This window comes from Tepidicella xavieri (assembly GCF_004363315.1).
In the GTDB taxonomy this organism is placed as follows: Bacteria; Pseudomonadota; Gammaproteobacteria; order Burkholderiales; family Burkholderiaceae_C; genus Tepidicella; species Tepidicella xavieri.
This window is the reverse complement of record NZ_SNYL01000015.1, coordinates 24,765-44,627: the sequence shown is the minus strand read 5'-3', so window position 1 is coordinate 44,627 and position 19,863 is coordinate 24,765. Positions and strand designations below refer to the sequence as shown.

18 protein-coding genes are annotated in these 19,863 nt (G+C 67.9%); 10 read left to right on the top strand and 8 right to left on the bottom strand.

Annotated features, from left to right (window positions below):
* Positions 1-59: 59 nt before the first annotated feature.
* Complete coding sequence (locus DFR43_RS11390; RefSeq protein ID WP_245988911.1) at positions 60-710, bottom strand: hypothetical protein; 651 nt, start codon at positions 708-710, stop codon at positions 60-62.
* A 133-nt stretch (positions 711-843) separates the two neighbouring features.
* Here DFR43_RS11390 and DFR43_RS11385 point away from each other — a divergent pair, with 133 nt between their 5' ends.
* On the top strand, positions 844-2,100 hold the full coding sequence (locus tag DFR43_RS11385; RefSeq protein ID WP_133598776.1) for a glycosyltransferase family 4 protein: 1,257 nt from the start codon (positions 844-846) through the stop codon (positions 2,098-2,100).
* On the opposite strand, the gene DFR43_RS11380 is transcribed toward DFR43_RS11385, so the two are convergent.
* Positions 2,054-3,487: a UDP-glucose dehydrogenase family protein gene (locus DFR43_RS11380; protein WP_133598774.1), complete on the bottom strand. Its 1,434-nt coding sequence runs from the start codon at positions 3,485-3,487 to the stop codon at positions 2,054-2,056. The genes DFR43_RS11385 and DFR43_RS11380 overlap by 47 nt on opposite strands.
* A 183-nt stretch (positions 3,488-3,670) precedes the next feature.
* Between DFR43_RS11380 and DFR43_RS11375 the strand changes: the two genes are divergently transcribed.
* Genes DFR43_RS11375 through DFR43_RS11360 form a run of 4 tightly spaced genes read left to right on the top strand, consistent with a single transcriptional unit; the run spans position 3,671 to position 6,882 of the window.
* The gene (locus DFR43_RS11375) at positions 3,671-4,504 is read left to right on the top strand and encodes a GNAT family N-acetyltransferase (RefSeq protein WP_133598772.1); all 834 of its coding nucleotides are present in this window, start codon (positions 3,671-3,673) and stop codon (positions 4,502-4,504) included.
* Positions 4,504-5,433, top strand: coding sequence for a UDP-2,3-diacylglucosamine diphosphatase (locus tag DFR43_RS11370; protein WP_133598770.1), 930 nt, complete (start codon positions 4,504-4,506; stop codon positions 5,431-5,433). The genes DFR43_RS11375 and DFR43_RS11370 overlap by 1 nt, the downstream gene beginning before the upstream one ends.
* Positions 5,434-5,492: 59 nt before the next feature.
* Positions 5,493-6,011: an arsenate reductase ArsC gene (locus DFR43_RS11365; RefSeq protein WP_133598768.1), complete on the top strand. Its 519-nt coding sequence runs from the start codon at positions 5,493-5,495 to the stop codon at positions 6,009-6,011.
* Entirely contained in the window at positions 5,995-6,882 is an 888-nt protein-coding gene (locus DFR43_RS11360) for a hypothetical protein (protein ID WP_133598766.1), read from the top strand. Before DFR43_RS11365 ends, DFR43_RS11360 begins: the two co-directional genes overlap by 17 nt.
* Here DFR43_RS11360 and DFR43_RS11355 read toward each other — a convergent pair.
* Together DFR43_RS11355 and DFR43_RS11350 are read right to left on the bottom strand one after the other, a co-directional pair.
* Positions 6,864-7,499, bottom strand: a complete 636-nt coding sequence (locus DFR43_RS11355) for an exopolysaccharide biosynthesis protein (protein WP_164499743.1) — start codon at positions 7,497-7,499, stop codon at positions 6,864-6,866. The two genes, DFR43_RS11360 and DFR43_RS11355, sit on opposite strands and share 19 nt — an antisense overlap.
* A gap of 98 nt (positions 7,500-7,597) precedes the next feature.
* Positions 7,598-8,779, bottom strand: coding sequence for a PQQ-dependent sugar dehydrogenase (locus DFR43_RS11350; RefSeq protein WP_133598762.1), 1,182 nt, complete (start codon positions 8,777-8,779; stop codon positions 7,598-7,600).
* A 204-nt stretch (positions 8,780-8,983) separates the two neighbouring features.
* On the opposite strand from DFR43_RS11350, the gene DFR43_RS11345 reads away from it, so the two are divergent.
* Both DFR43_RS11345 and rpoH read left to right on the top strand, forming a co-directional pair.
* Positions 8,984-10,861, top strand: coding sequence for a methyl-accepting chemotaxis protein (locus DFR43_RS11345; RefSeq protein ID WP_133598760.1), 1,878 nt, complete (start codon positions 8,984-8,986; stop codon positions 10,859-10,861).
* Positions 10,862-10,964: 103 nt separating this feature from the next.
* Positions 10,965-11,915: an RNA polymerase sigma factor RpoH gene (gene rpoH / locus DFR43_RS11340; protein ID WP_133598758.1), complete on the top strand. Its 951-nt coding sequence runs from the start codon at positions 10,965-10,967 to the stop codon at positions 11,913-11,915.
* Between the two features lie 70 nt (positions 11,916-11,985).
* Here the strand turns inward: rpoH and lysS are convergent, their stop codons facing one another.
* Genes lysS through DFR43_RS11320 form a run of 4 tightly spaced genes read right to left on the bottom strand, consistent with a single transcriptional unit; the run spans position 11,986 to position 18,056 of the window.
* A complete protein-coding gene (lysS, locus tag DFR43_RS11335) occupies positions 11,986-13,545 on the bottom strand; it encodes a lysine--tRNA ligase (RefSeq protein WP_133598756.1) in 1,560 nt (519 codons plus the stop codon).
* 50 nt (positions 13,546-13,595) lie between these two features.
* Positions 13,596-14,882: a replication-associated recombination protein A gene (locus DFR43_RS11330; RefSeq protein ID WP_133598754.1), complete on the bottom strand. Its 1,287-nt coding sequence runs from the start codon at positions 14,880-14,882 to the stop codon at positions 13,596-13,598.
* 10 nt (positions 14,883-14,892) lie between these two features.
* Positions 14,893-15,543 carry an outer membrane lipoprotein periplasmic chaperone LolA gene (lolA, locus tag DFR43_RS11325; protein WP_133598752.1) on the bottom strand — a complete coding sequence of 217 codons (651 nt, stop codon included), beginning with the start codon at positions 15,541-15,543 and terminating at the stop codon, positions 14,893-14,895.
* A gap of 56 nt (positions 15,544-15,599) precedes the next feature.
* Positions 15,600-18,056, bottom strand: a complete 2,457-nt coding sequence (locus DFR43_RS11320) for a DNA translocase FtsK (protein ID WP_133598750.1) — start codon at positions 18,054-18,056, stop codon at positions 15,600-15,602.
* A gap of 101 nt (positions 18,057-18,157) precedes the next feature.
* Between DFR43_RS11320 and trxB the strand changes: the two genes are divergently transcribed.
* The 3 genes from trxB (at position 18,158) to rpmG (ending at position 19,769) form a co-directional block, all read left to right on the top strand.
* Positions 18,158-19,105, top strand: coding sequence for a thioredoxin-disulfide reductase (gene trxB / locus DFR43_RS11315; RefSeq protein ID WP_133598748.1), 948 nt, complete (start codon positions 18,158-18,160; stop codon positions 19,103-19,105).
* Positions 19,106-19,344: 239 nt separating this feature from the next.
* Positions 19,345-19,581 (top strand): 50S ribosomal protein L28, encoded by a 237-nt coding sequence (gene rpmB / locus DFR43_RS11310; RefSeq protein ID WP_133598747.1) that lies wholly within the window; start codon positions 19,345-19,347, stop codon positions 19,579-19,581.
* 17 nt (positions 19,582-19,598) lie between these two features.
* Positions 19,599-19,769: a 50S ribosomal protein L33 gene (gene rpmG, locus DFR43_RS11305; RefSeq protein ID WP_133598744.1), complete on the top strand. Its 171-nt coding sequence runs from the start codon at positions 19,599-19,601 to the stop codon at positions 19,767-19,769.
* Positions 19,770-19,863 lie beyond the last annotated feature (94 nt).

Genomic DNA, 19,863 nt, shown 5'->3' with positions numbered 1-19,863 from the left:
CCATGGGCGCTGGGTGGCCCGGCCGCCCCAGCGGGGTGGCCATCGCCAGCCAAAGGCCCTTAGGGCGCGCGGTGCCCGGGGTCCATCATCTGCCCGCGCAGCAGGTACCACGGGGCCTTGTGGTAGAGCATGATGTCGTGAAACGGGTCGGTCAGGATCTTGGTGACCCACACCAGGCCGGTCTGTACGCCTTGCTGCACGAACAACTGCACCATGCGGAACAGCAGCCCGCCGACCCCCACCCACAGCCACATCCAGCCCACGTTGTGGATGAAGCCGCGCCAGTCGGCATGCGGCTCCAGCAGCCCAAAGAGGCCCGGCTGCCACACCAGCAACAGGGGCGAGCAGGCCCAGATCGCCATCAACACCACCTTGCGCTGCAGGTTGTAGCCCACCTTGATCGCTTCCTTGTATTCGTGGGTAACCTGGTTGATGTGGTCATAGCCCTTGGGCTCGAAAAAGAAGTGCCCGGCCTGCCGGCTGACCATGGAGACCAGCCACGCGATCAGCGCGGCCATGGCCGGATCCTTGAACAGCAGGGCATAGGCCACCAAAAAGCTGATGGCGCTGAGCAGGTGCAGGCTCTGGTTGATGCGGCTGTGGTGGTAGTAGCGGTGGTCGTCCCAGCGCTGGACCCGAAGGGCCTGGAGAAAGTCTTTCACGTCGCGTTCCTCATGCAGATGGTTGGGCATGCCCCAGACGAAGGGCATGGCCGCATGGTGCGCAGCCGATGTGAAATCGGCGTGACAGGACGGGCGGCGTCACGGCGCTGACGCATCGCCGCGCGTCGGCGCGACACCACCCTGTCACACGGCTGTTATGAAGCCCGCCGACGATGCCGGCATGAACGCCCCTGCCCAACCCCCGCTCCATATCGAGACCTACCCGCCCTCGCAGCGTTCGCTGCGCATCGCGGTGGTCACCGAAACCTTCCCGCCCGAAGTCAATGGCGTGGCGCTGACGGTCGAGCGGCTGGTGCGGGGGCTGCAGGCCCGCAATCACGAGCTGCAGGTGATCCGCCCGCGGCAGGCGGCAGGCGACCGGCCGGGGCCGGAGCCCGGCTTCGAGCAGGTGCTGCTGCGCGGCCTGCCCATTCCCCGCTACCCGCACCTGCGCATGGGCCTGCCGGCCAAGAAAACGCTGCTGCAGATATGGTCGCTGCACCGGCCCGATGTGGTGCACATCGCCACCGAAGGGCCGCTGGGCTGGTCGGCGCTGCAGGCGGCGCGCAAGCTCAAGCTGCCCATCAGCAGCGACTTCCGCACCAACTTCCACGCCTACAGCCGCCACTACGGCGCGGCCTGGCTGAGCAAGCCGATCGCGGCCTATCTGCGCAAATTCCACAACAGCGCCCACTGCACCATGGTGCCCACCCCGGAGCTGCAAGCCGAACTGGCCGCCATGGGCTTCGAGCGGCTGCTGGTGGTGGCCCGCGGGGTGGACACGCAACGCTTTCACCCCGGCCACCGCAGCGAAGCGCTACGCGCCAGCTGGGGCGCAACGCCCGACGATTGCGTGGTGCTGTCGGTGGGGCGGCTGGCCGCAGAAAAAAACCTCGGCCTGCTGGTGCGCGCCTTTGAGGGCATGCGGCAGGTCAATCCCCGGGTGAAGCTGGTGGTGGTGGGCGACGGCCCCGAACGCGAGGCGCTGCAGGCCATGTGCCCACAGGCGCTGCTGGTGGGCGCCCGGCGCGATGCCGATCTGGCCACGCACTACGCCAGCGCCGACGTGTTCCTCTTTCCCAGCCTCACCGAAACGTATGGCAACGTCACCCCGGAAGCGCTGGCCAGCGGGCTGGCGGTGCTGGCCTTCGACTGCGCGGCCGCGGCCGAGCTGATCCGCCACGGACACAACGGCCTGCTGGCCCCCGTGGGGGATGCCGACGCCTTCGTGCGCCGCGCCCAGGACTTGGCGGCCCAACCCGCCCTGGTCCGAACGTTGCGCCAAGGCGCGCGCGCGTCCATCCAGACCCTGGACTGGGCGCAGATCGTGGCCCAGGTGGAAGCCGTCTGGCTGCGGCTGCTGCAAGCCCACGCCGCCGGCCGCGCTGGCATCAGGCCGCGCGAAGCGCCTTGGCGGCAGCCTGCATCGGGGCTGTGAGCGCCAGACGCGCCACGCCCAGCGCATTGCGCCGCCCGATGCCCAGGTAGGCGATGCCCAGCGCTTGCAGCAAGGCCGGATCGTAGAGATTGCGGCCATCGAGGATCAGCGGCTCGCGCATCAAGTCGCGCAGGCGGGCAAAGTCAGGGCTGTGAAAGCACTTCCACTCGGTGAGCACGAGCAATGCGTCGGCATCGAGCAGCACCGCTTCGGGCGACTCCTCCAGATGCAGCCGTTGCAGCAGGCCGGGCTGGGCCGCCATGTCCTCGGTCAGCACGCGGCGGGCCTCGCTGCCGGCCACCGGGTCATGGGCCAGCACCGTGGCGCCACGCGCCAGCAGCGCCTGGATGACCACCCGGCTCGGCGCCTCCCGCATGTCGTTGGTGTTGGGCTTGAACGACAGGCCCCATACCGCCAGCCGGCGGCCGCTGAGGTCCTCGCCCATGAGCTGGGTGACCATGCCCACCAGGTGGCGCTTCTGCATCCGGTTGACCGCCTCCACCGCGCTGACCACCCGCATCGGGCTGCCGTGCGCCGCGGCGGTGTGCATCAGGGCGCGGGTGTCTTTGGGGAAACAGCTGCCCCCGTAGCCCGTGCCGGCATACAGAAAGCTGTGCCCGATGCGCTGGTCCGCGCCAATGCCGCGGCGCACGGCATCGATGTCGGCCCCGACACGGTCGGCCAGCAGAGCCATCTCGTTCATGAAGGAAATGCGTGTGGCCAGCATGGCGTTGGCAGCGTACTTGGTGAGCTCGGCGCTGGGCACATCCATCCACACCGTGCGTTCATGGTGCCGGTTGAACGGGGCATAGAGCTGGCTCAGGCATTCACGCGCCCGCGCGCCAGCCGGCCCCGGCGGCACGCCGATGACGATGCGATCCGGCCGCATGAAGTCCTCGATCGCCGCGCCTTCTTTCAGGAATTCGGGGTTGGAGACGACGGCGCACGCCAAGCCCTGGCAGCCACGCACCCGCAACGCCTCGTCGATGACGCGTTGCACCGCTTCGCCCGTGCCCACCGGCACCGTGGACTTGTTGACCACCACCAGATCGTGGGTGAGCAGGCGCCCCACCTGCCGCGCCACAGCCAGCACATGCTGCAAATCGGCCGATCCGTCCTCCTGCGGCGGCGTGCCCACGGCAATGAACAACACCTCCGCATGCTCGACGCCCAGCGCCATCGACGTGGTAAAGCGCAGCCGGCCCGCCTGCTGATTGCGCTGCACCAGCTCGTCCAGACCGGGCTCGTAAATCGGCACCCCGCCGGCCTGCAGCAGCACCACGCGCGCCTGGTCATGGTCCACGCACACCACGCGCTGCCCCAGTTCGGCCAGGCAAGCCGCCGTCACCAGCCCCACATAGCCTGCGCCCACCACCGTCACGTTCATGATCCGCTCCTTGTTTCGTCTCGGCTGCCATGGATGCTGCGGGCCACAGATGGCATGACCATGGCAGGACGGTGACAGTCGCGTGACCGGGCGCCGGCGCGGCTTGTCATGCCGGTTTCACGAAACCGCCATGCTGGCGACACACAGCGTTTGAAGAATCGGGAGCAACACTAGGAGCCCCGCATGAGCGACCTGTCCGTCCTCGATCACATCCGCCCCGCCGCCCCGGCGTTGGGGCACGCCTGCCCCACCCCGCACGGCGCAGCCCGCGCTGCTCGCGGCGAGCTCCAGGTGGTCTGGGCGCGCCACCTCGACGAAGTGCGCGAGGCGCAGCGCCTGCGCTTTGCGGTGTTCGCCGGGGAAATGGGTGCCCGCCTGCCCCAAACCCTGCCCGGCCACGACATCGACCTGTTCGACGACTACTGCGAACACCTGCTGGTGCGCGATGCCGCCACCCAGGCCGTCGTTGGCACCTACCGGGTGCTGACCCCGGCCCAGGCCAAGCGCGTCGGCGGCTTTTACAGCGACACCGAATTCGACCTCACCCGGCTGCGCTTCCTGCGCGAGCAGATGGTCGAGCTTGGCCGCAGCTGCGTGCACCCCGAGCACCGCCACGGCGGCGTCATCCTCGCCCTGTGGGGCGCCCTGGCCGAATTCATGGCCCGCAACCGGCTCGACACCATGATCGGCTGCGCCAGCATCCCCATGCAACACCAGGGCAGCCAAGGCGTGATCACCGACGGCCACGCCGCCGCCAGCATCTGGCGCCAAGTCCGCGAGCAGCACCTGGCCTCGATCGAATACCACGTGCGCCCGCGCCTGCCGCTGCCGGTCGAGCAGCTCGACGACTCCCTGCCCATCGAGCCGCCGGCGCTCATCAAAGGCTACCTGCGCCTCGGCGCCAAAGTGCTGGGCCCCCCCGCCTGGGACCCGGACTTCAACGCCGCCGACTTGCCCATGATGATGCGCCTGGCCGACCTGCCGCCCCGTTACCGCAAGCACTTCCTGGGGGCCTGATGCGCAACGGCTTCGTCGCCCACGGACTCCTGCAAGGCAGCCTCCAGCGTCAGGCCGACTCCGCCGCGCGCGCCGCGCAAGCCTGGCACGCCCCCCCCGACAGCGACGATGCCGACGACGACCCCAGCCCGCCTGGCGGGCGGCGGCTGCGCACGGTCTTCATCTCTGACGTGCACCTGGGCACCCCCGGCTGCCAGGCCAAAGCCTTGCTGGCCTTCCTCAAGGCCCACCCCAGCGACCGGCTCTACCTGATCGGCGACATCATCGACGGCTGGCAGTTGCGCCGCAAGTGGTACTGGCCACAAAGCCACAACGACGTGGTGCAAAAAATCCTGCGCCGGGCCCGCAAAGGCTGCAAAGTCATCTTCGTGCCCGGCAACCACGACGAGTTCGCGCGCCACTTCATCGGCCACAAATTCGGCGGCCTGGACGTGGTAGAAGACGCAGTGCACATCACCGCCGACGGGCGCAAGCTCTGGATCATCCACGGCGATCACTTTGACGGCGTGATCCAGTACGCCAAATGGCTGGCCTACCTCGGCGACAACCTCTACGAGCTCACCCTGCGGCTGAACACCCATCTGAACTCCTGGCGTGCCCGCCTCGGGCTGCCCTACTGGTCGCTGTCGCAATACCTCAAGCACCGGGTCAAGAGCGCGCTCAACTACGTGCTGCGCTTCGAAGGGGCCGTGGCCGCTGAGGCCCGCAAGCGCGGCCTCGATGGCGTGATCTGCGGCCACATCCACCGCGCCGAGATGCGCGAGATCGACGGCACCCTCTACTGCAACGACGGCGACTGGGTCGAAAGCCTCACCGGCATCGTCGAGCACCACGACGGCCGGCTCGAAATCGTGCAGTGGAGCACGCACGCCGGCAAGCCCGTGCAGCAACCGGCCAGCGCCGCGCCGGGGCGCGCCCGCGCCACTTGACACAAAACTGTCACGCCATCGTCTTAATATCGATCCCCCATTCCCGACCAGAGCCCACCGTGAGCGAACCGATCAAAGTCCTGTTCTTGTGCGTGCACAACTCGGCCCGCAGCATCATGGCCGAAGCCATCCTCAACCACCTGGGCGGGCACCGCTTTCGGGCGTTTTCGGCCGGCACCCAGGCGCGAGCCGATCACCAACCCCACCCGCTGGCGTTGGCCGCGCTGCAAAGCGCGGGCATCGACACCCAGGGGCTGCGCAGCAAGAACTGGGCCGAATTCAGCCAGCCCGATTCGCCCCACCTCGATCTCATCATCACCGTGTGCGACGTCGCCGCCGGCGAACCCTGCCCCGTATGGCCCGGCCACCCGGCCACGGCCCACTGGGGCTACCCCGATCCAGCCCTGGTCACAGGCACCGAGGCCGAGCGCCTGCACGCCTTCAAACAGACCATGCACGCCCTGCACCAGCGCATCGAGCTGCTGGTCAACCTCCCGCTGTCCCGCGTGGACCGGCTGATCCTCGAAACCGAGGCCCGGCGCCTGGCCGCTCAGGCCGAAGGTGGCTCTCACGCCTGAACGCTTGGGCCTGCGCGGCACGCTGGCCGTGGGGCTGATGGGCGCAGCCGCCCTGGCGCTGGTGGCTGGGGCCGTGGCACAGGCCACCTGGTCGGTCGGGCCCCACTATCCCCTGTGGTTGCAAGCCGCAGGGGCGCTCATGCTGGCCACCGGCTTTTGGAGCGCGAGTTGGATCTGGGTGGCCTTCACCCTGGCCGAACGCCGGGTGATGCAGGGCATGAGCCTGCCCCGCGGCATCCTGGCCTTCGCCGCCCAATGCAGCGTCGCGCTGGCCTTCGCCCTGGCAACCGGGCACCTCCTGCATCCACTGCTGCATGCCTGGTACGCCCACGCCTTTGACCCCCTACCCGCCGCTGAATGGCGGCTGCTGCCCGAGCGCAACCCCGACGGCAGCGACGTGCTCGAACTCTACGGCCCACTGGGCCTGGGCACCACCGCGCGCCTGCAAGCCGCTTTGGCCGCACACCCCGGCGTGCGCACCGTGCAGATCGACAGCGCAGGCGGACTGGCGCCAGAAGCGCTGGGCGTGGCCCGGCTGATCGAATCGCATGGCCTGGACACGGCCGTGGAGCGCTGCTGCGAAGGCGTGTGCGTGGTGGTGCTGGCCGCTGGCGCCCGCCGCCTGGCCACGCCGCATGCTGTGCTGCGCTGCCACAAACCCTACATGCCCATCCTGGGCGGTGCGGCCACCCTCACCGCAGCCGACCAGCGTCTGCGGCAATGGTTGGTCGATCGAGGGGTGGACCCGGCACTGGCGCTGGCCTGCCACCAGCGGCCGGCCTGGCAGCCCCTCACGCCAGACCCCGCCACGCTGAAAGACGCCTGGCTCGTCACCGACTGGAAGCCCGCCGCTCAGGCCAGCCAACGATAGACGCTGCCCATCGCTTGCACCACCACCCCCCAGAACAGGGCCGTATAAGCCATGGCCGTTGCCCCCGTGAGCATGGCCGCCACCAGCGCCACGCCGTCGCGGAACATCCAGCCCAAGGCCAGCAGCATCAGGCTCAGGCTGGGCAGCACATTGCCCAGCGGCAACGGCAGGAAGATGATGCCGGTCATCGCCACGATCCAGGCGCTCCACCAGTAGCGCGTGGCCCGGTGCAGCAAATAGTGCCAGCGTGGCCGCAGCCAGCGCTCGGCCATGCCATAGAGCCAGACCAGCGCATCCAGCACCCGATCGGCCCAGCGTCGCCCCAAGGCCATTTCCCCGATGCGCCTGGGCAGGTGGATGTCGTCGTGCCCGCGCCACAGCGCCCAAGCCATGGCCAGCATGCCAAAGCCCATCACATTGCCGGCGCCGGCCATGGGCACCATCGACAGCGCCGCCATCACAATGAGCAGCACATGGGCCGACGAATGTCCATGCAGCCGCACCAGCTCCGCCAGCGACAGGCGCGGCCCATCACCGTGGGCGCAACGGCTGCGGTAATGCTGCAAGGCGGCGCGGAACGTGGCCGCCAGCGTGGAAGGCTCGGGGCTGGGCTGCATGGCCATCTATGCTGCCGTTGCCGTGTGACCCGGCCATGACAAAACCCAACCATACCCGCAAACCCGCTTCGGCCAACCCTATTCCACCAGACAACCCCTCAGCGCCGGGCAGGGTTGGGCAACAGGCGAATCAGCTGGCCGTTGCGGTCGTCGGTGAGCACATAGAGCCATCCGTCTGGCCCCTCGCGCACGTCGCGAATGCGCTCGCCCAGCGACTCCAGCAAGCGTTCCTCCCGCACCACGCGCCCATCCGCCAGTTCCAGCCGCGCCAGATGCCGCCCGCGCAAGGCCCCCACCATCAGGCTGCCCTGCCAGGCCGCGCCATAACGGTCGCTGCGCACGAAAGCCATGCCCGATGGGGCGATGGACGGCGTCCACTGGTGCAGCGGCTGCTCCATCCCCTCGTGGTGGGTGATGCCCGCGCCGATGCGCCCGCCGCCGTAGTTTTCGCCATACGTGATCACCGGCCAGCCGTAATTCTTGCCCGGTTCGGGCCGGTTGATCTCATCGCCCCCTTGCGGGCCGTGCTCGTGTATCCAGAGCCGCCCATCAGGGCCCCAAGCCGCCCCTTGCGGGTTGCGATGCCCCCAGCTCCAGATTTCGGGCAGCGCCCCCGCGCGCCCGACCAGCGGATTGTCGGGCGGCACCGAACCGTCCTTGCGCACCCGGATCACCTTGCCGTGGTGGTTGTCCAGCGTTTGCGCGTCCTGCATCCGGCTGAAACGGTCGCCCAGCGTGAGGAACAGATGGCCGTCCGGCGCCTCCACGATGCGGCAACCGAAATGGTGCCGGCTGCCGACTTTGGGCCGCTGGCTGAAGAGGACCCGCACCTGTTCGAGCCGCTGCCGATCGTCAGACAGCCGGGCCGCCGCCAGCGCCGTCGAGTTGCCGCCGCCCTGGGCGGCCGGCTCGGAGAAGCAGAAATACACCATGCGGTTGCGGGCAAAGTCGCTGTCGGCGATCACGTCCAGCATGCCCCCCTGCCCACCGGCATCCACGCGCGGCACGCCCTGCAGCGGCTCACCCAGTCGGCCATCGGGGCCAATCACGCGCATGCGCCCCGGCCGCTCGGTGACGAGCATGTGCCCACTGTCCACGAACGCCACGGCCCAGGGGTGCTCCAGCCCACGCGCCACCACCTCGGGTTGCAGCGCCGATGCGGCCGCGCTCCAGGCCACGGCGGCCGCCGCCAGGCCCCATCGGGCCAGGCGCCTGTCGCGGCGCGGAACGGGGGGCGCGACACCGCGCCGCGCGGCTTCGGGGGGAACGTGCAAAACCATCGCTCATACCTCCTGTGAGAATGCCTCCGTGTCTGGTCCGGCTGCGGCGCACAGGTTCCCGCGCCGGCCTCCCAGTATGGCCCGCCGGCAGTGGCTCACCCCCCTCGTAAACCCTGATTCTGCCCTCGGTGGCAGGGGCCGATCATGCAGGCATTCGCCGTTACACTGCGCCGACCGTTTTCCTCTCCGTCGTTGGGAACCTCCATGAAGCTGTTCAATCAACTCTCGCTCGGCGCCAAGCTCTGGTCCAGCGTCCTCGTCATCATCGTGGCGCTGGCCGCGGTGGTCATCTCGACCGGCGCCACCTCGGCCCGGCTCACGGCCGAGTCTGAGCGCATGCTCACCCAGATGAGCGAGAAGGTGCAGCTGGCCACCCGCTGGGCCGGCCTGACCGAGACCAACGTCACCCGCGTGCAGGCCCAGGTCATCAGCGGCAGCCCCGAAATCGACGCTCTCTACAAAGACCTCATCCCGGCCGGCATCCAGGCCATCACCGAAGTGCAGAAACGGCTCGAATCCATGGAGCTGACGCCGGCCGAACGCGCCCTCATGGAGCGCATCGCCCGCCAGCGCCAAACGGTGCTCGATGGCCTGGCCGCGGCGCGCGAACTTAGTCGCCAGGGCGACGAGGCCGGCGCCCGCCGCGCCATCGAGGAGCGCTTCAACCCGGGCGTGCCCCCTTACATCGCCAGCCTCAACGAATTCGCCCAGCTCCAGGGCACCTTGCTGGTCGAGTCGCAAAAAGCCTTTGCCGAACGCCGCGCCCGCAACGTCATGACCGCGGCGCTGGCGGTGCTGGTGCTCATCGCCGGCATCGTCATCGGCGCTTACTTCCTCATACGCAACATCCGCACGCCGCTCAACGAAGCCGTCACCTTCGCCGAGCAAATCGCCGCCGGCAACCTGACGGCCCACATCCGCGCCAACCGGCAGGACGAATTCGGCGCCATGATCAAGGCCCTCAATGGCATGCGCGACCAGCTCGTGCACGTGGTGGCCGACGTGCGCCAGGGCACCGACAACATCTCGGTGGCCGCCCGCGAGATCGCCGCCGGCAACCAGGACTTAAGCGCCCGCACCGAGCAGACGGCGAGCAACCTGGAAGAAACCGCCGCCAGCATGGAGGAAATGTCCGGCGCCATCAAGCAGTCGGCCGACTCGGCCCGCGTGGCCAACCAGCTCGCGGCCACGGCCGGGCAGAGCGCCGAAATGGGCGGCAAAGTCGTCGGCGACGTGATCCGCACCATGGAAGACATCAACGCCGCCTCGCGCAAGATCGCCGACATCATCACGGTGATCGACGGCATCGCGTTCCAGACCAACATCCTGGCGCTCAACGCCGCGGTGGAAGCAGCCCGCGCGGGCGAGCAGGGGCGCGGCTTTGCCGTGGTGGCCGGCGAAGTGCGCACCTTGGCGCAGCGCAGCGCCCAGGCCGCCAAAGAGATCAAGGAACTCATCGGCAACAGCGTGGACCGCGTGGCCGCCGGCTCCGAACTGGTCAACCAGGCTGGCGAGACCATGCGCGAAATCGTGGAAAACGTCACCCGCGTGCGCGACATCATCGGCGAAATCGCCAGTTCCGCGGCCGAACAGGCCGACGGCGCCACCCAGATCAACGCCGCCGTGAGCAACCTCGACCAGATGACCCAGCAAAACGCGGCCCTGGTGGAAGAAAGCGCGGCCGCCGCGGCCAGCATGAGCGAGCAGGCGGCCCAACTCGCCGAAGTGGTCAAAACCTTCCGCATCGACGACGCCGACCTGGCCCGCAGTTCCATCAGCCGGCTCAGCGCCAATGAGCTGCACCGCAAGCGCCCCACCGCGGCCGCGCGCCCATCGGCCCCGGCTTCCCTGCCGCCCGCCTCCAGCCCCGCCGCCTCCCCTGCATCGCCCGCGCCGGCCAAAAGCCCCACAGCCTCTGCGGCCATCCACCGGCCCCAAGCCACGCCCAGCGCGCCCGCCAAGACACCCGCGGCTGCGCACGCCCCTGCCAGCCCCGCGCCGAAAAAGCTCGCCGCGCCGCCGCCAGCCGCCAAAAAAACCGCCTCCCCCGCGCCCGAAGACGACGGCTGGGACACCTTCTGACCCCCATCCGGGGTGGCGCCACGGAACTTTGCATTAGCACTCTCATCAATAGAGTGCTAACATAGTGACGAGACCCTCAAGGTCTGCACGGAGAGAGGACACCATGAACGCCATCGCCACCACCCCTTACGCACTGGCCCCGGCCGTCAAGCAGGGCTGGGCCGGCACGTCGCTCGCTCTGCCGCCGCTGGGCAACCTCGACGCCTACATCGCCGCCGTCAACCGGCTGCCCATGCTCACCGCCGAAGAAGAGCGCGAATACGCCGACCGGCTGCGCCGCTTCAACGACCTGGAGGCCGCGGGCAAGCTCGTCATGTCGCACCTGCGGTTGGTGGTCTCGGTCTCGCGCCAATACCTCGGCTACGGCCTGCCCCATGCCGACCTCATCCAGGAAGGCAACATCGGCCTCATGAAAGCCGTCAAGCGCTTCGACCCGGCCCAGGGCGTGCGCTTGGTCAGCTACGCGCTGCACTGGATCAAGGCCGAAATCCACGAATACATCCTGCGCAACTGGCGCATGGTCAAAGTCGCCACCACCAAAGCCCAGCGCAAGCTGTTCTTCAACCTGCGCAGCATGAAGCAGGCCTTCAAGGCCGACCACGGCGACGCCGACACCCACCGCGAGGGCCTGAGCGACCACGAAATCGACGTCGTGGCGCGCGAGCTCAACGTCAAGCGCGAAGACGTCATCGAGATGGAAACCCGCCTCTCTGGCGGTGACGTGGTGCTAGACCCGGCCCCCGGCGACGACGGCGAGGAAGCCTACGGCCCCATCGCCTATCTGGCCGACGCCCGGCACGAACCCAGCGCCGTGCTCGAAGCCACCGAGCGCGATGTGCTGGCCACCGAAGGCGTGGCCCACGCGCTGGCGCAGCTCGATGAGCGTTCGCGCCGCATCGTGACCGAGCGCTGGCTCAAGGTCAACGACGACGGCAGCGGCGGCAAGACCCTGCACGAACTGGCCGCCGAATACGGCGTCAGCGCCGAGCGCATCCGCCAGATCGAGGCCGCCGCCATGAAAAAGATGCGCAAGGCGCTCGAAGCCTACGCCTGAGCAGCCCACCGCTGCCGCCACCTCCCAAAGGCCCGGGCAACCCCAGGCCTTTTCACTGGCAGGCCGGGGTTCACCCCTCGCGCCGCAACGCAGGAAACAGGATCACGTCGCGGATGCTGGGGCTGTCGGTCAGCAGCATGATGAGGCGGTCGATGCCGATGCCGCAGCCGCCTGCGGGCGGCATGCCATATTCCAGGGCGCGGATGTAGTCGGCGTCGAAGAACATGGCCTCGTCGTCGCCGGCTTCCTTGCTGGCCACCTGGGCGTGGAAGCGCTCGGCCTGGTCTTCGGCGTCGTTGAGCTCGGAAAAACCGTTGCCCACTTCGCGCCCGGTGATGTAAAGCTCGAAGCGCTCGGTGATGGAGGGGTCGGCGTCGTTGGCGCGGGCCAGCGGCGAGATTTCGGTGGGGTGGTTGCAGATGAAGGTGGGGTTCCAGAGTTTGTCTTCGACGGTTTCCTCAAAGTACATGACCTGCAAGCCGGCCAGGCTGCGGCTGTCGAGCCGCTCTTTGGCAGGGTCCAGCCCCAGTTGCTGGAGCTGCTGCTGCAGCCAGTGGCGGTCGTCCACCCGGTCGCCGGCTTCGGTGTGCTTGAGGATGGCTTCACGGATGGTCAGGCGCTCGAACGGGGCCTCCAAGTCCACGTCGCGGCCCTGGTAGGTGAGCCGGGCGCTGCCGCAGACGCGCTGGGCCACGTGGCGGATCAACCCTTCGGTGAACACCATCAGATCCAGATAGTTCCAGTACCCCGCGTAGAACTCCATCATGGTGAACTCGGGGTTGTGGCGCACGCTGATGCCTTCGTTGCGGAAGTTGCGGTTGATTTCAAACACGCGCTCGAAGCCGCCCACCAGCAGGCGCTTGAGGTAGAGCTCGGGCGCGATGCGCAGGTACATGTCCTGCTCCAGCGCGTTGTGGTGGGTCACGAAAGGCTTGGCGTTGGCCCCGCCGGGGATGGGGTGCAGCATGGGGGTTTCGACTTCCAGGAAGTCGTGCTGCACCATGTATTCGCGGATGGTGGTGACGGCCAGGCTGCGGGCCACGAAGCGGCGGCGGGCCTGCTCGTCGGTCATCAGGTCCACGTAGCGCTGGCGGTATTTGATTTCCTGGTCGTGGATGCCGTGGAATTTGTCGGGCAGCGGCCGCAGGCTTTTGGTCACCAGCCGCACGCGATCGGCATGGATGGTGAGTTCGCCGGTCTTGGTCTTGAACAGCACGCCTTCGGCGGCCACGATGTCGCCCAGGTCCCAGTGCTTGAAGGCGGCATGCGCGGCTTCGCCCACGCTGTCGTTGTTCAGGTAGATCTGGATGCGCCCGCCGGTGGGGCCGAAGGAGGCGTCCTGCAAGGTGGCAAAGCTGGCCTTGCCCATGACGCGCTTGAGCATCATGCGGCCAGCCACGCTGACGCGCACCTTCAGCGGCTCCAGCATGTCTTTGCTCATGCCGCCGTACTCGGCCACCAGGTCGGCGGCTTTGTGCAGGGGCTTGACGTCATTGGGAAACGCCGGGCCCTGGCCGGCCGCCTGCGCCTGACGCAGCGCGCGCAGCTTCTCGCGGCGCTCGGCGATGATGTGGTTCTCGTCGGTGTGGGCGGCGGGCTCGGTGGCGGGGTGTGGGGTTGGGGCGGTCATGGCGAATGCGTGGGGCTGGGCATGCGCTTTGCAAAGCGCGCAAAAACCCTTCATTTTAGGGCGGCGTTGCGCGCGCGCAGTTCTTGGAGCTTTTCGCCGATGCGGATTTCCAAGCCGCGCGGCACGGGCCGATAGAACGGCGCCGGCTCCAGCCCGTCAGGGAAATAGCGCTCGCCGGCGGCGAAGGCGTCGGGCTCGTCGTGGGCGTAGCGGTAGCCTTTGCCGTAATCGAGGTCTTTCATGAGCTGGGTGGGCGCGTTGCGCAGACGCAGCGGCACGGGGCGGGTGCCGTCGTGCTTGACGAAGGCGCGCGCCGCTTTGTAGGCCTGGTAGACGGCGTTGCTCTTGGGCGCCACGGCCAGGTACACCACCGCTTCGGCCAGGGCCAGTTCGCCTTCGGGGCTGCCCAGGCGCTCGTACACATCGGCCGCATCCAGCGCCAGGCGCAGGGCGCGCGGATCGGCCAGGCCGATGTCTTCGGCCGCCATGCGGATGAGCCGCCGCGCCAGGTAGCGCGGATCGGCCCCGCCGTCGAGCATGCGCGCGAACCAGTACAGCGCGGCATCGGGGTCGGAGCCGCGCACGCTTTTGTGCAGGGCGGAAATGGTGTCGTAGAACTGCTCGCCGCCTTTGTCGTAGCGGCGCATGCGCTCGCCCAGCACCTTCAGCAGCCAGTCGTCGCCGATCTGGGCCACGCCCTGGGCGCGGGCGGTCACGGCCAGGGTTTCGAGGGTGTTGAGCAGGCGCCGGGCGTCGCCATCCGCGTAGGCCAGCAGGCGCTGGCGGGCGGCGGGCGCCATGGGCGGCACATCTCCCTGGGCATGGGCGCGGTCCATCAGCTCGGCCAGGTCGTCTTCGCTCAAGGGGTGCAGCACGTACACCACGGCCCGCGAGAGCAGGGCCGAGTTGACCTCGAAGCTCGGGTTTTCGGTGGTGGCGCCCACGAAGGTGAACAGGCCGCTTTCCACGTGGGGCAGGAAGGCGTCTTGCTGGCTTTTGTTGAAGCGGTGCACCTCGTCCACGAACACGATGGTGGGCTGCGGGTGCAGGCCGCTGCGGGCGAGCTCGGCTTTCTCGACCGCCTCGCGGATGTCTTTGACGCCGCCCAGCACGGCGCTGATGGCGATGAACTGGGCATCGAACGCTTGCGCCATGAGGCGTGCGATGGTGGTCTTGCCGACCCCGGGCGGCCCCCAGAAGATGCAACTGTGCGGCCGCCCGGCCTCGAAGGCGGTGCGCAAGGGCATGCCTTCGCCCAACAGGTGCCGCTGGCCGATGACTTCGGCCAGGCTGCGCGGACGCAAGCGTTCGGCCAGAGGGGGGGCAGGTGTGCTCACGGGCGCGCCGTCACTGGCGAATCACATCGGCCCCGGGCGGGGGCTGGAACCGGAAATGGCCCGGCCCGAAGGCGGTCTGGGTGTCCATGGGGCCAAAGCGGATTTGGGAACGCTGGCCAAAGCTGTCCAGAATGTCCAGCGCGGCCAGCCGGCCCTGCTGGAAACCGATGCGGATGGACTGGATCTGCCCGTCCTTGGCCTTGGGGAGGGCCTGCACCCAGCGCAGCCCGTCGGCATCGGGGGCGTTGCTCAGTTCGAAGGTGTCTTGCAGGGCGCGCACATCGGCGGCCGAGGCGATGAGGGCCGCCGGCGTCTGGGCCAGGGCCTCGGCCTGGGGGCGGATCGTGACTTGCTGGAGGTCGGGGTCGTACAGCCACAACGTCTGGCCATCGGCCACGATGGTCTGTTCGAACGGACGGCTGTATTGGAAGCGGAAGCGGTCGGGGCGCTGGAATTCGAACACGCCGCTGCTGGTCTGCACGCGGGGGGCGGTTTCGCCCTGTCGCAAGGGGCTGGTCACCGTCTGGGTGAAGGTGGCCTTGCCCTGACGCACATTTTTCAGGAAGGCTTGCAGTTCGCCCAGGGCATCGGCATGGGCCGGCAGCCCCACCGACAGGGCGGCCAAGGTGATGGTAGCGAGAAACAGACGGCGTGGGTTCATGCGGGTTAGTCGCGTCAGCGCCCGGGCGGTTCCGCCGCAGGTGTAAGGGAGTGTAGTCACCCCGCGCCCTCCCCGCCGCGGCTGGCCACCAAGATGTCGCGCTGGCCGCTGGCGGTCAGGGCGCTGACCAGCCCGGCATTTTCCATGTCTTCCAGCAGCCGCGCGGCACGGTTGTAGCCGATCTTGAGCTTGCGCTGCACGTAGCTGATGCTGGCTTTGCGGTCTTGCAGCACGATGGCCACGGCCTGGTCATAGAGGGGGTCTTTCTCGCCGCTGCCGTCGCCCTCGCCCAGCAGGCCGCCCGCGCCACCGTCGCCCTCGCCCGCGCCACCGTCGAGCACGCCGTCGAAGTAGTCGGGCTCGCCACACTGTTCCTTGAGGTAGGCCACCACGCGGTGCACCTCATCATCGCTGACGAAGGCGCCATGCACCCGGGTCGGGAAGCCCGTGCCGGCCGGCATGTAGAGCATGTCGCCCATGCCCAGCAGCGTCTCGGCGCCCATCTGGTCGAGGATGGTGCGGCTGTCGATCTTGCTGCTGACCTGAAAGCTGATGCGCGTCGGGATGTTGGCTTTGATGAGGCCGGTGATCACGTCCACGCTGGGCCGCTGCGTGGCCAGGATCAGGTGAATACCGGCGGCGCGCGCCTTCTGCGCCAGGCGGGCGATCAGCTCCTCGATCTTCTTGCCGACCACCATCATCAGGTCGGCCAGTTCGTCGATCACCACCACGATGTAAGGCAGGCGCTGCAATGGCTCAGGGGCCTCGGGCGTGAGGCTGAACGGGTTGGGAATCGACTCGCCACGTTGCGCGGCTTCGTCGATCTTGGCGTTGAAGCCAGCCAGGTTGCGCACGCCCACTTTGCTCATGAGGCGGTAGCGCTTCTCCATCTCGCCCACGCACCAGTTCAGGCCGTTGGCGGCCTGCTTCATGTCGGTGACCACCGGCGCGATGAGGTGCGGAATGCCCTCGTAGACGCTGAGCTCCAGCATCTTGGGGTCGATCAGCAGCAGGCGCACGTCCTTGGCGTCGGCTTTGTAGAGCAGGCTCAAGATCATGGCGTTGATGCCGACCGACTTGCCCGAGCCGGTGGTGCCCGCCACGAGGCAATGGGGCATTTTGGCCAGATCGGCGACCACCGGGTGCCCGGCGATGTCTTTGCCCAGGCCCAGGGTCAGCAGGCTCTTGGCGTCGGCATAGACTTGCGAGCCGAGGATTTCGCTCAGGCGTATGGTCTGCCGCTTGGCGTTGGGCAGCTCCAGCGCCATCAGGTTCTTGCCCGGGATGGTTTCGATCACGCGGATGGACACCAGCGACAGGGAGCGCGCCAAGTCCTTGGCCAGATTGACGATCTGCGAGCCTTTCACGCCGGTGGCGGGCTCGATTTCGTAGCGCGTGATGACCGGCCCCGGCTGCGCGGCCACCACCGCGACTTCCACGCCAAAGTCGCGCAACTTTTTCTCGATCAGGCGGCTGGTCATTTCCAGCGTCTCGGGCGCCACGGTGGCTGGCTGGCGACCGGCGGCATCGAGCAGATCGATCTGCGGCAGCTTGGTGTCGGCCAAGTCCTGGAACAGCGGCTTTTGCCGCTCTTGGACCACCCGCGTGCTGGGCGGCACTTCCACCAGCGTGGGCTCGATCTGCAACGGCTTGGCCTTGGGCGCGCGGGCGCGGGCCGGTGGTGGCTCGTCGGCCAAGCGCGGCGGCTCGGCCTCGGGCGATGCGGCCGAATCCGGCGTCATGGCCTCCAGCGGCGGCTCGGTGGCGTTGGCAGGCACTTCACGGGCACGCTCTTGCGCCGCCTGCCGGCCGATGCGCTGGTCCTCATCGGCTTCGCGCCGCTCGCGGCGGCTCTGCAGCCAATCGTCCACCCATCGGCCCAAGGTTTCGGCGACATGCGCCCAGGAAAAGCGGAACACCCAGGCCAGCGCCACCACCCAAACCACGATGGCCACCAGGGCCGATCCCGTCACGCCCAGCCAGCGCACCGCCACCGGGCCGAGCATCGCGCCCAGCACGCCGCCCGAAACGCCGGGCAAGCCGGCATCCCACCGATGCAGCCGGCTCCACTCCAGCACCGTGCTGGCCATCAGCAGCACCGCCAAGCCCAGCCAGAAGCCAGCACGCCGCCAGGCCGGGCGGCGCCACCACGGCAACACGGCGGCCTCGGCCCCGGGCGGCAAGGTGGCGACAGCGCCGCGCAGCCATCGGGCCAACGCCGCCAGCCAAGCGCGTCCACCGGCCAGCCACAGCCACCACACCGACATGCCCAACAGGTAGTAGCTCATGTCGGCCAGCCAAGCCCCAATGCGCCCCCCCCAGTTGACCACCTCCAGCCCCGCGCCCGAGGTGGACCAGGCTGGGTCCTGCAAAGAATGGCTGAGCAGGGCCATGAGCCAGAACAGCAGGCCGGCGGCTCCCAGCAAGAGGCCGAATTCGTGGGCGAAACGCCGCAAGCCGCTGGGCGCGGTGTGGGCGGCATCGTTGTTCAAGGTGTTCAAGGAATACGTCATGGCAAGCAGCAGCTAAGCTTAACCCAGCCGCGGCACGGTCGGCAGCGGCTTTCTACAATTGGGGGCCCTATCCCCATCCCGCCTTTTTGCCTTCACCACCCATGAAACACGCCAAAGTCCTGATCCTCGGTTCCGGTCCGGCCGGTTACACCGCCGCCATCTATGCCGCCCGCGCCAACCTCAATCCCGTGCTGATCACCGGCATGGCCCAAGGCGGGCAGCTCATGACCACCACCGAGGTGGACAACTGGCCCGCCGATGTGCATGGCGTCCAGGGCCCTGAGCTGATGCAGCGCTTCCTCGAACACGCCGAGCGCTTCAAGACCGAAATCGTCTTCGACCACATCCACACCGTGCAGCTGCAGCAGCGCCCCTTCACCCTGATCGGCGACAGCGGCACCTACACCTGCGATGCCCTCATCATCGCCACCGGCGCATCGGCCAAATACTTGGGCCTGCCTTCCGAGGAGGCGTTCATGGGCAAGGGCGTCAGCGCCTGCGCCACCTGCGATGGCTTTTTCTACCGCGGGCAGGCGGTGTGCGTCATCGGCGGGGGCAACACCGCGGTGGAAGAAGCGCTGTATCTGTCCAACATCGCCAGCAAGGTCACGCTCGTACATCGCCGCGACACCTTCCGCGCCGAACCCATCATGGTGGACAAGCTCATGGAGAAGGTGGCCGAGGGCAAAATCGAACTCAAGCTCTGGCACGTGCTCGACGAGGTGCTGGGCGATGCCCAAGGGGTCACCGGCATCCGCATCCGCCACGTCCAGGACGGCAGCACCCAGGACATTGCCCTGCAAGGCTGCTTCATTGCCATCGGGCACAGCCCTAACACCGACATCTTCAAGGGCCAGCTGGCGATGAAAGACGGCTACCTCGTCACCCGCAGCGGTCAAGACGGCTTTGCCACCCAGACCAGCGTGCCCGGCGTGTTCGCCGCAGGCGACGTGGCCGACCACATCTACCGCCAGGCCATCACCAGCGCCGGCACCGGCTGCATGGCGGCGCTGGACGCCCAGCGCTTCCTGGAGCAGCAGGCCGACTGAGGTCGAACGCACCTTGTCAAGACCCGGAGATCAAGCTAGAATATTTTGTTTGGCAAGCAGTTCATGCAATGGGGAGAGCAGCGTCTTGCACGCCAACTGCCCATGCGAGGGGTTGCCAAAACAGGACCGCCCGCGAGCCGGAGCCGTCCTCGCCGCCTGAGAAGGTCGCGGGGCAGGCGGCACAACACAGGACGCGGGCGAGGTGCGGCGCAAGCCGTCTATTTCATGGAGTGGCCATCATGGCACGTGTATGTGAAGTCACGGGCAAGAAGCCCATGGTCGGGAACAACGTTTCCCACGCCAACAACAAAACCAAGCGCCGGTTCCTGCCGAACCTGCAAACCCGCCGTTTCTGGGTCGAGAGCGAAAACCGCTGGGTGCGCCTGCGCGTTTCCGGCGCCGCCCTGCGCCTGATCGACAAGAACGGCATCGATGCGGTGCTCGCCGACCTGCGTGCCCGTGGTCAAGCCGAGTAATTGATAGGAGTCGCACCATGGCAAGCAAAGGCGGACGCGAAAAGATCAAGCTGGAATCCACGGCCGGCACCGGCCACTTCTACACCACGACCAAGAACAAGAAAACCATGCCCGAGAAAATGTCGATCATGAAGTTCGACCCGAAAGCTCGCAAGCATGTGGAATACAAGGAAGTCAAGCTGAAGTGATTCGGCCCTGACCCTGACGACAAAAAGCCGCTGATGCCAGCGGCTTTTTTCATGCCCGGATCCGATGCCCAGGGGAAAGCGTCCTCCGCCTGGG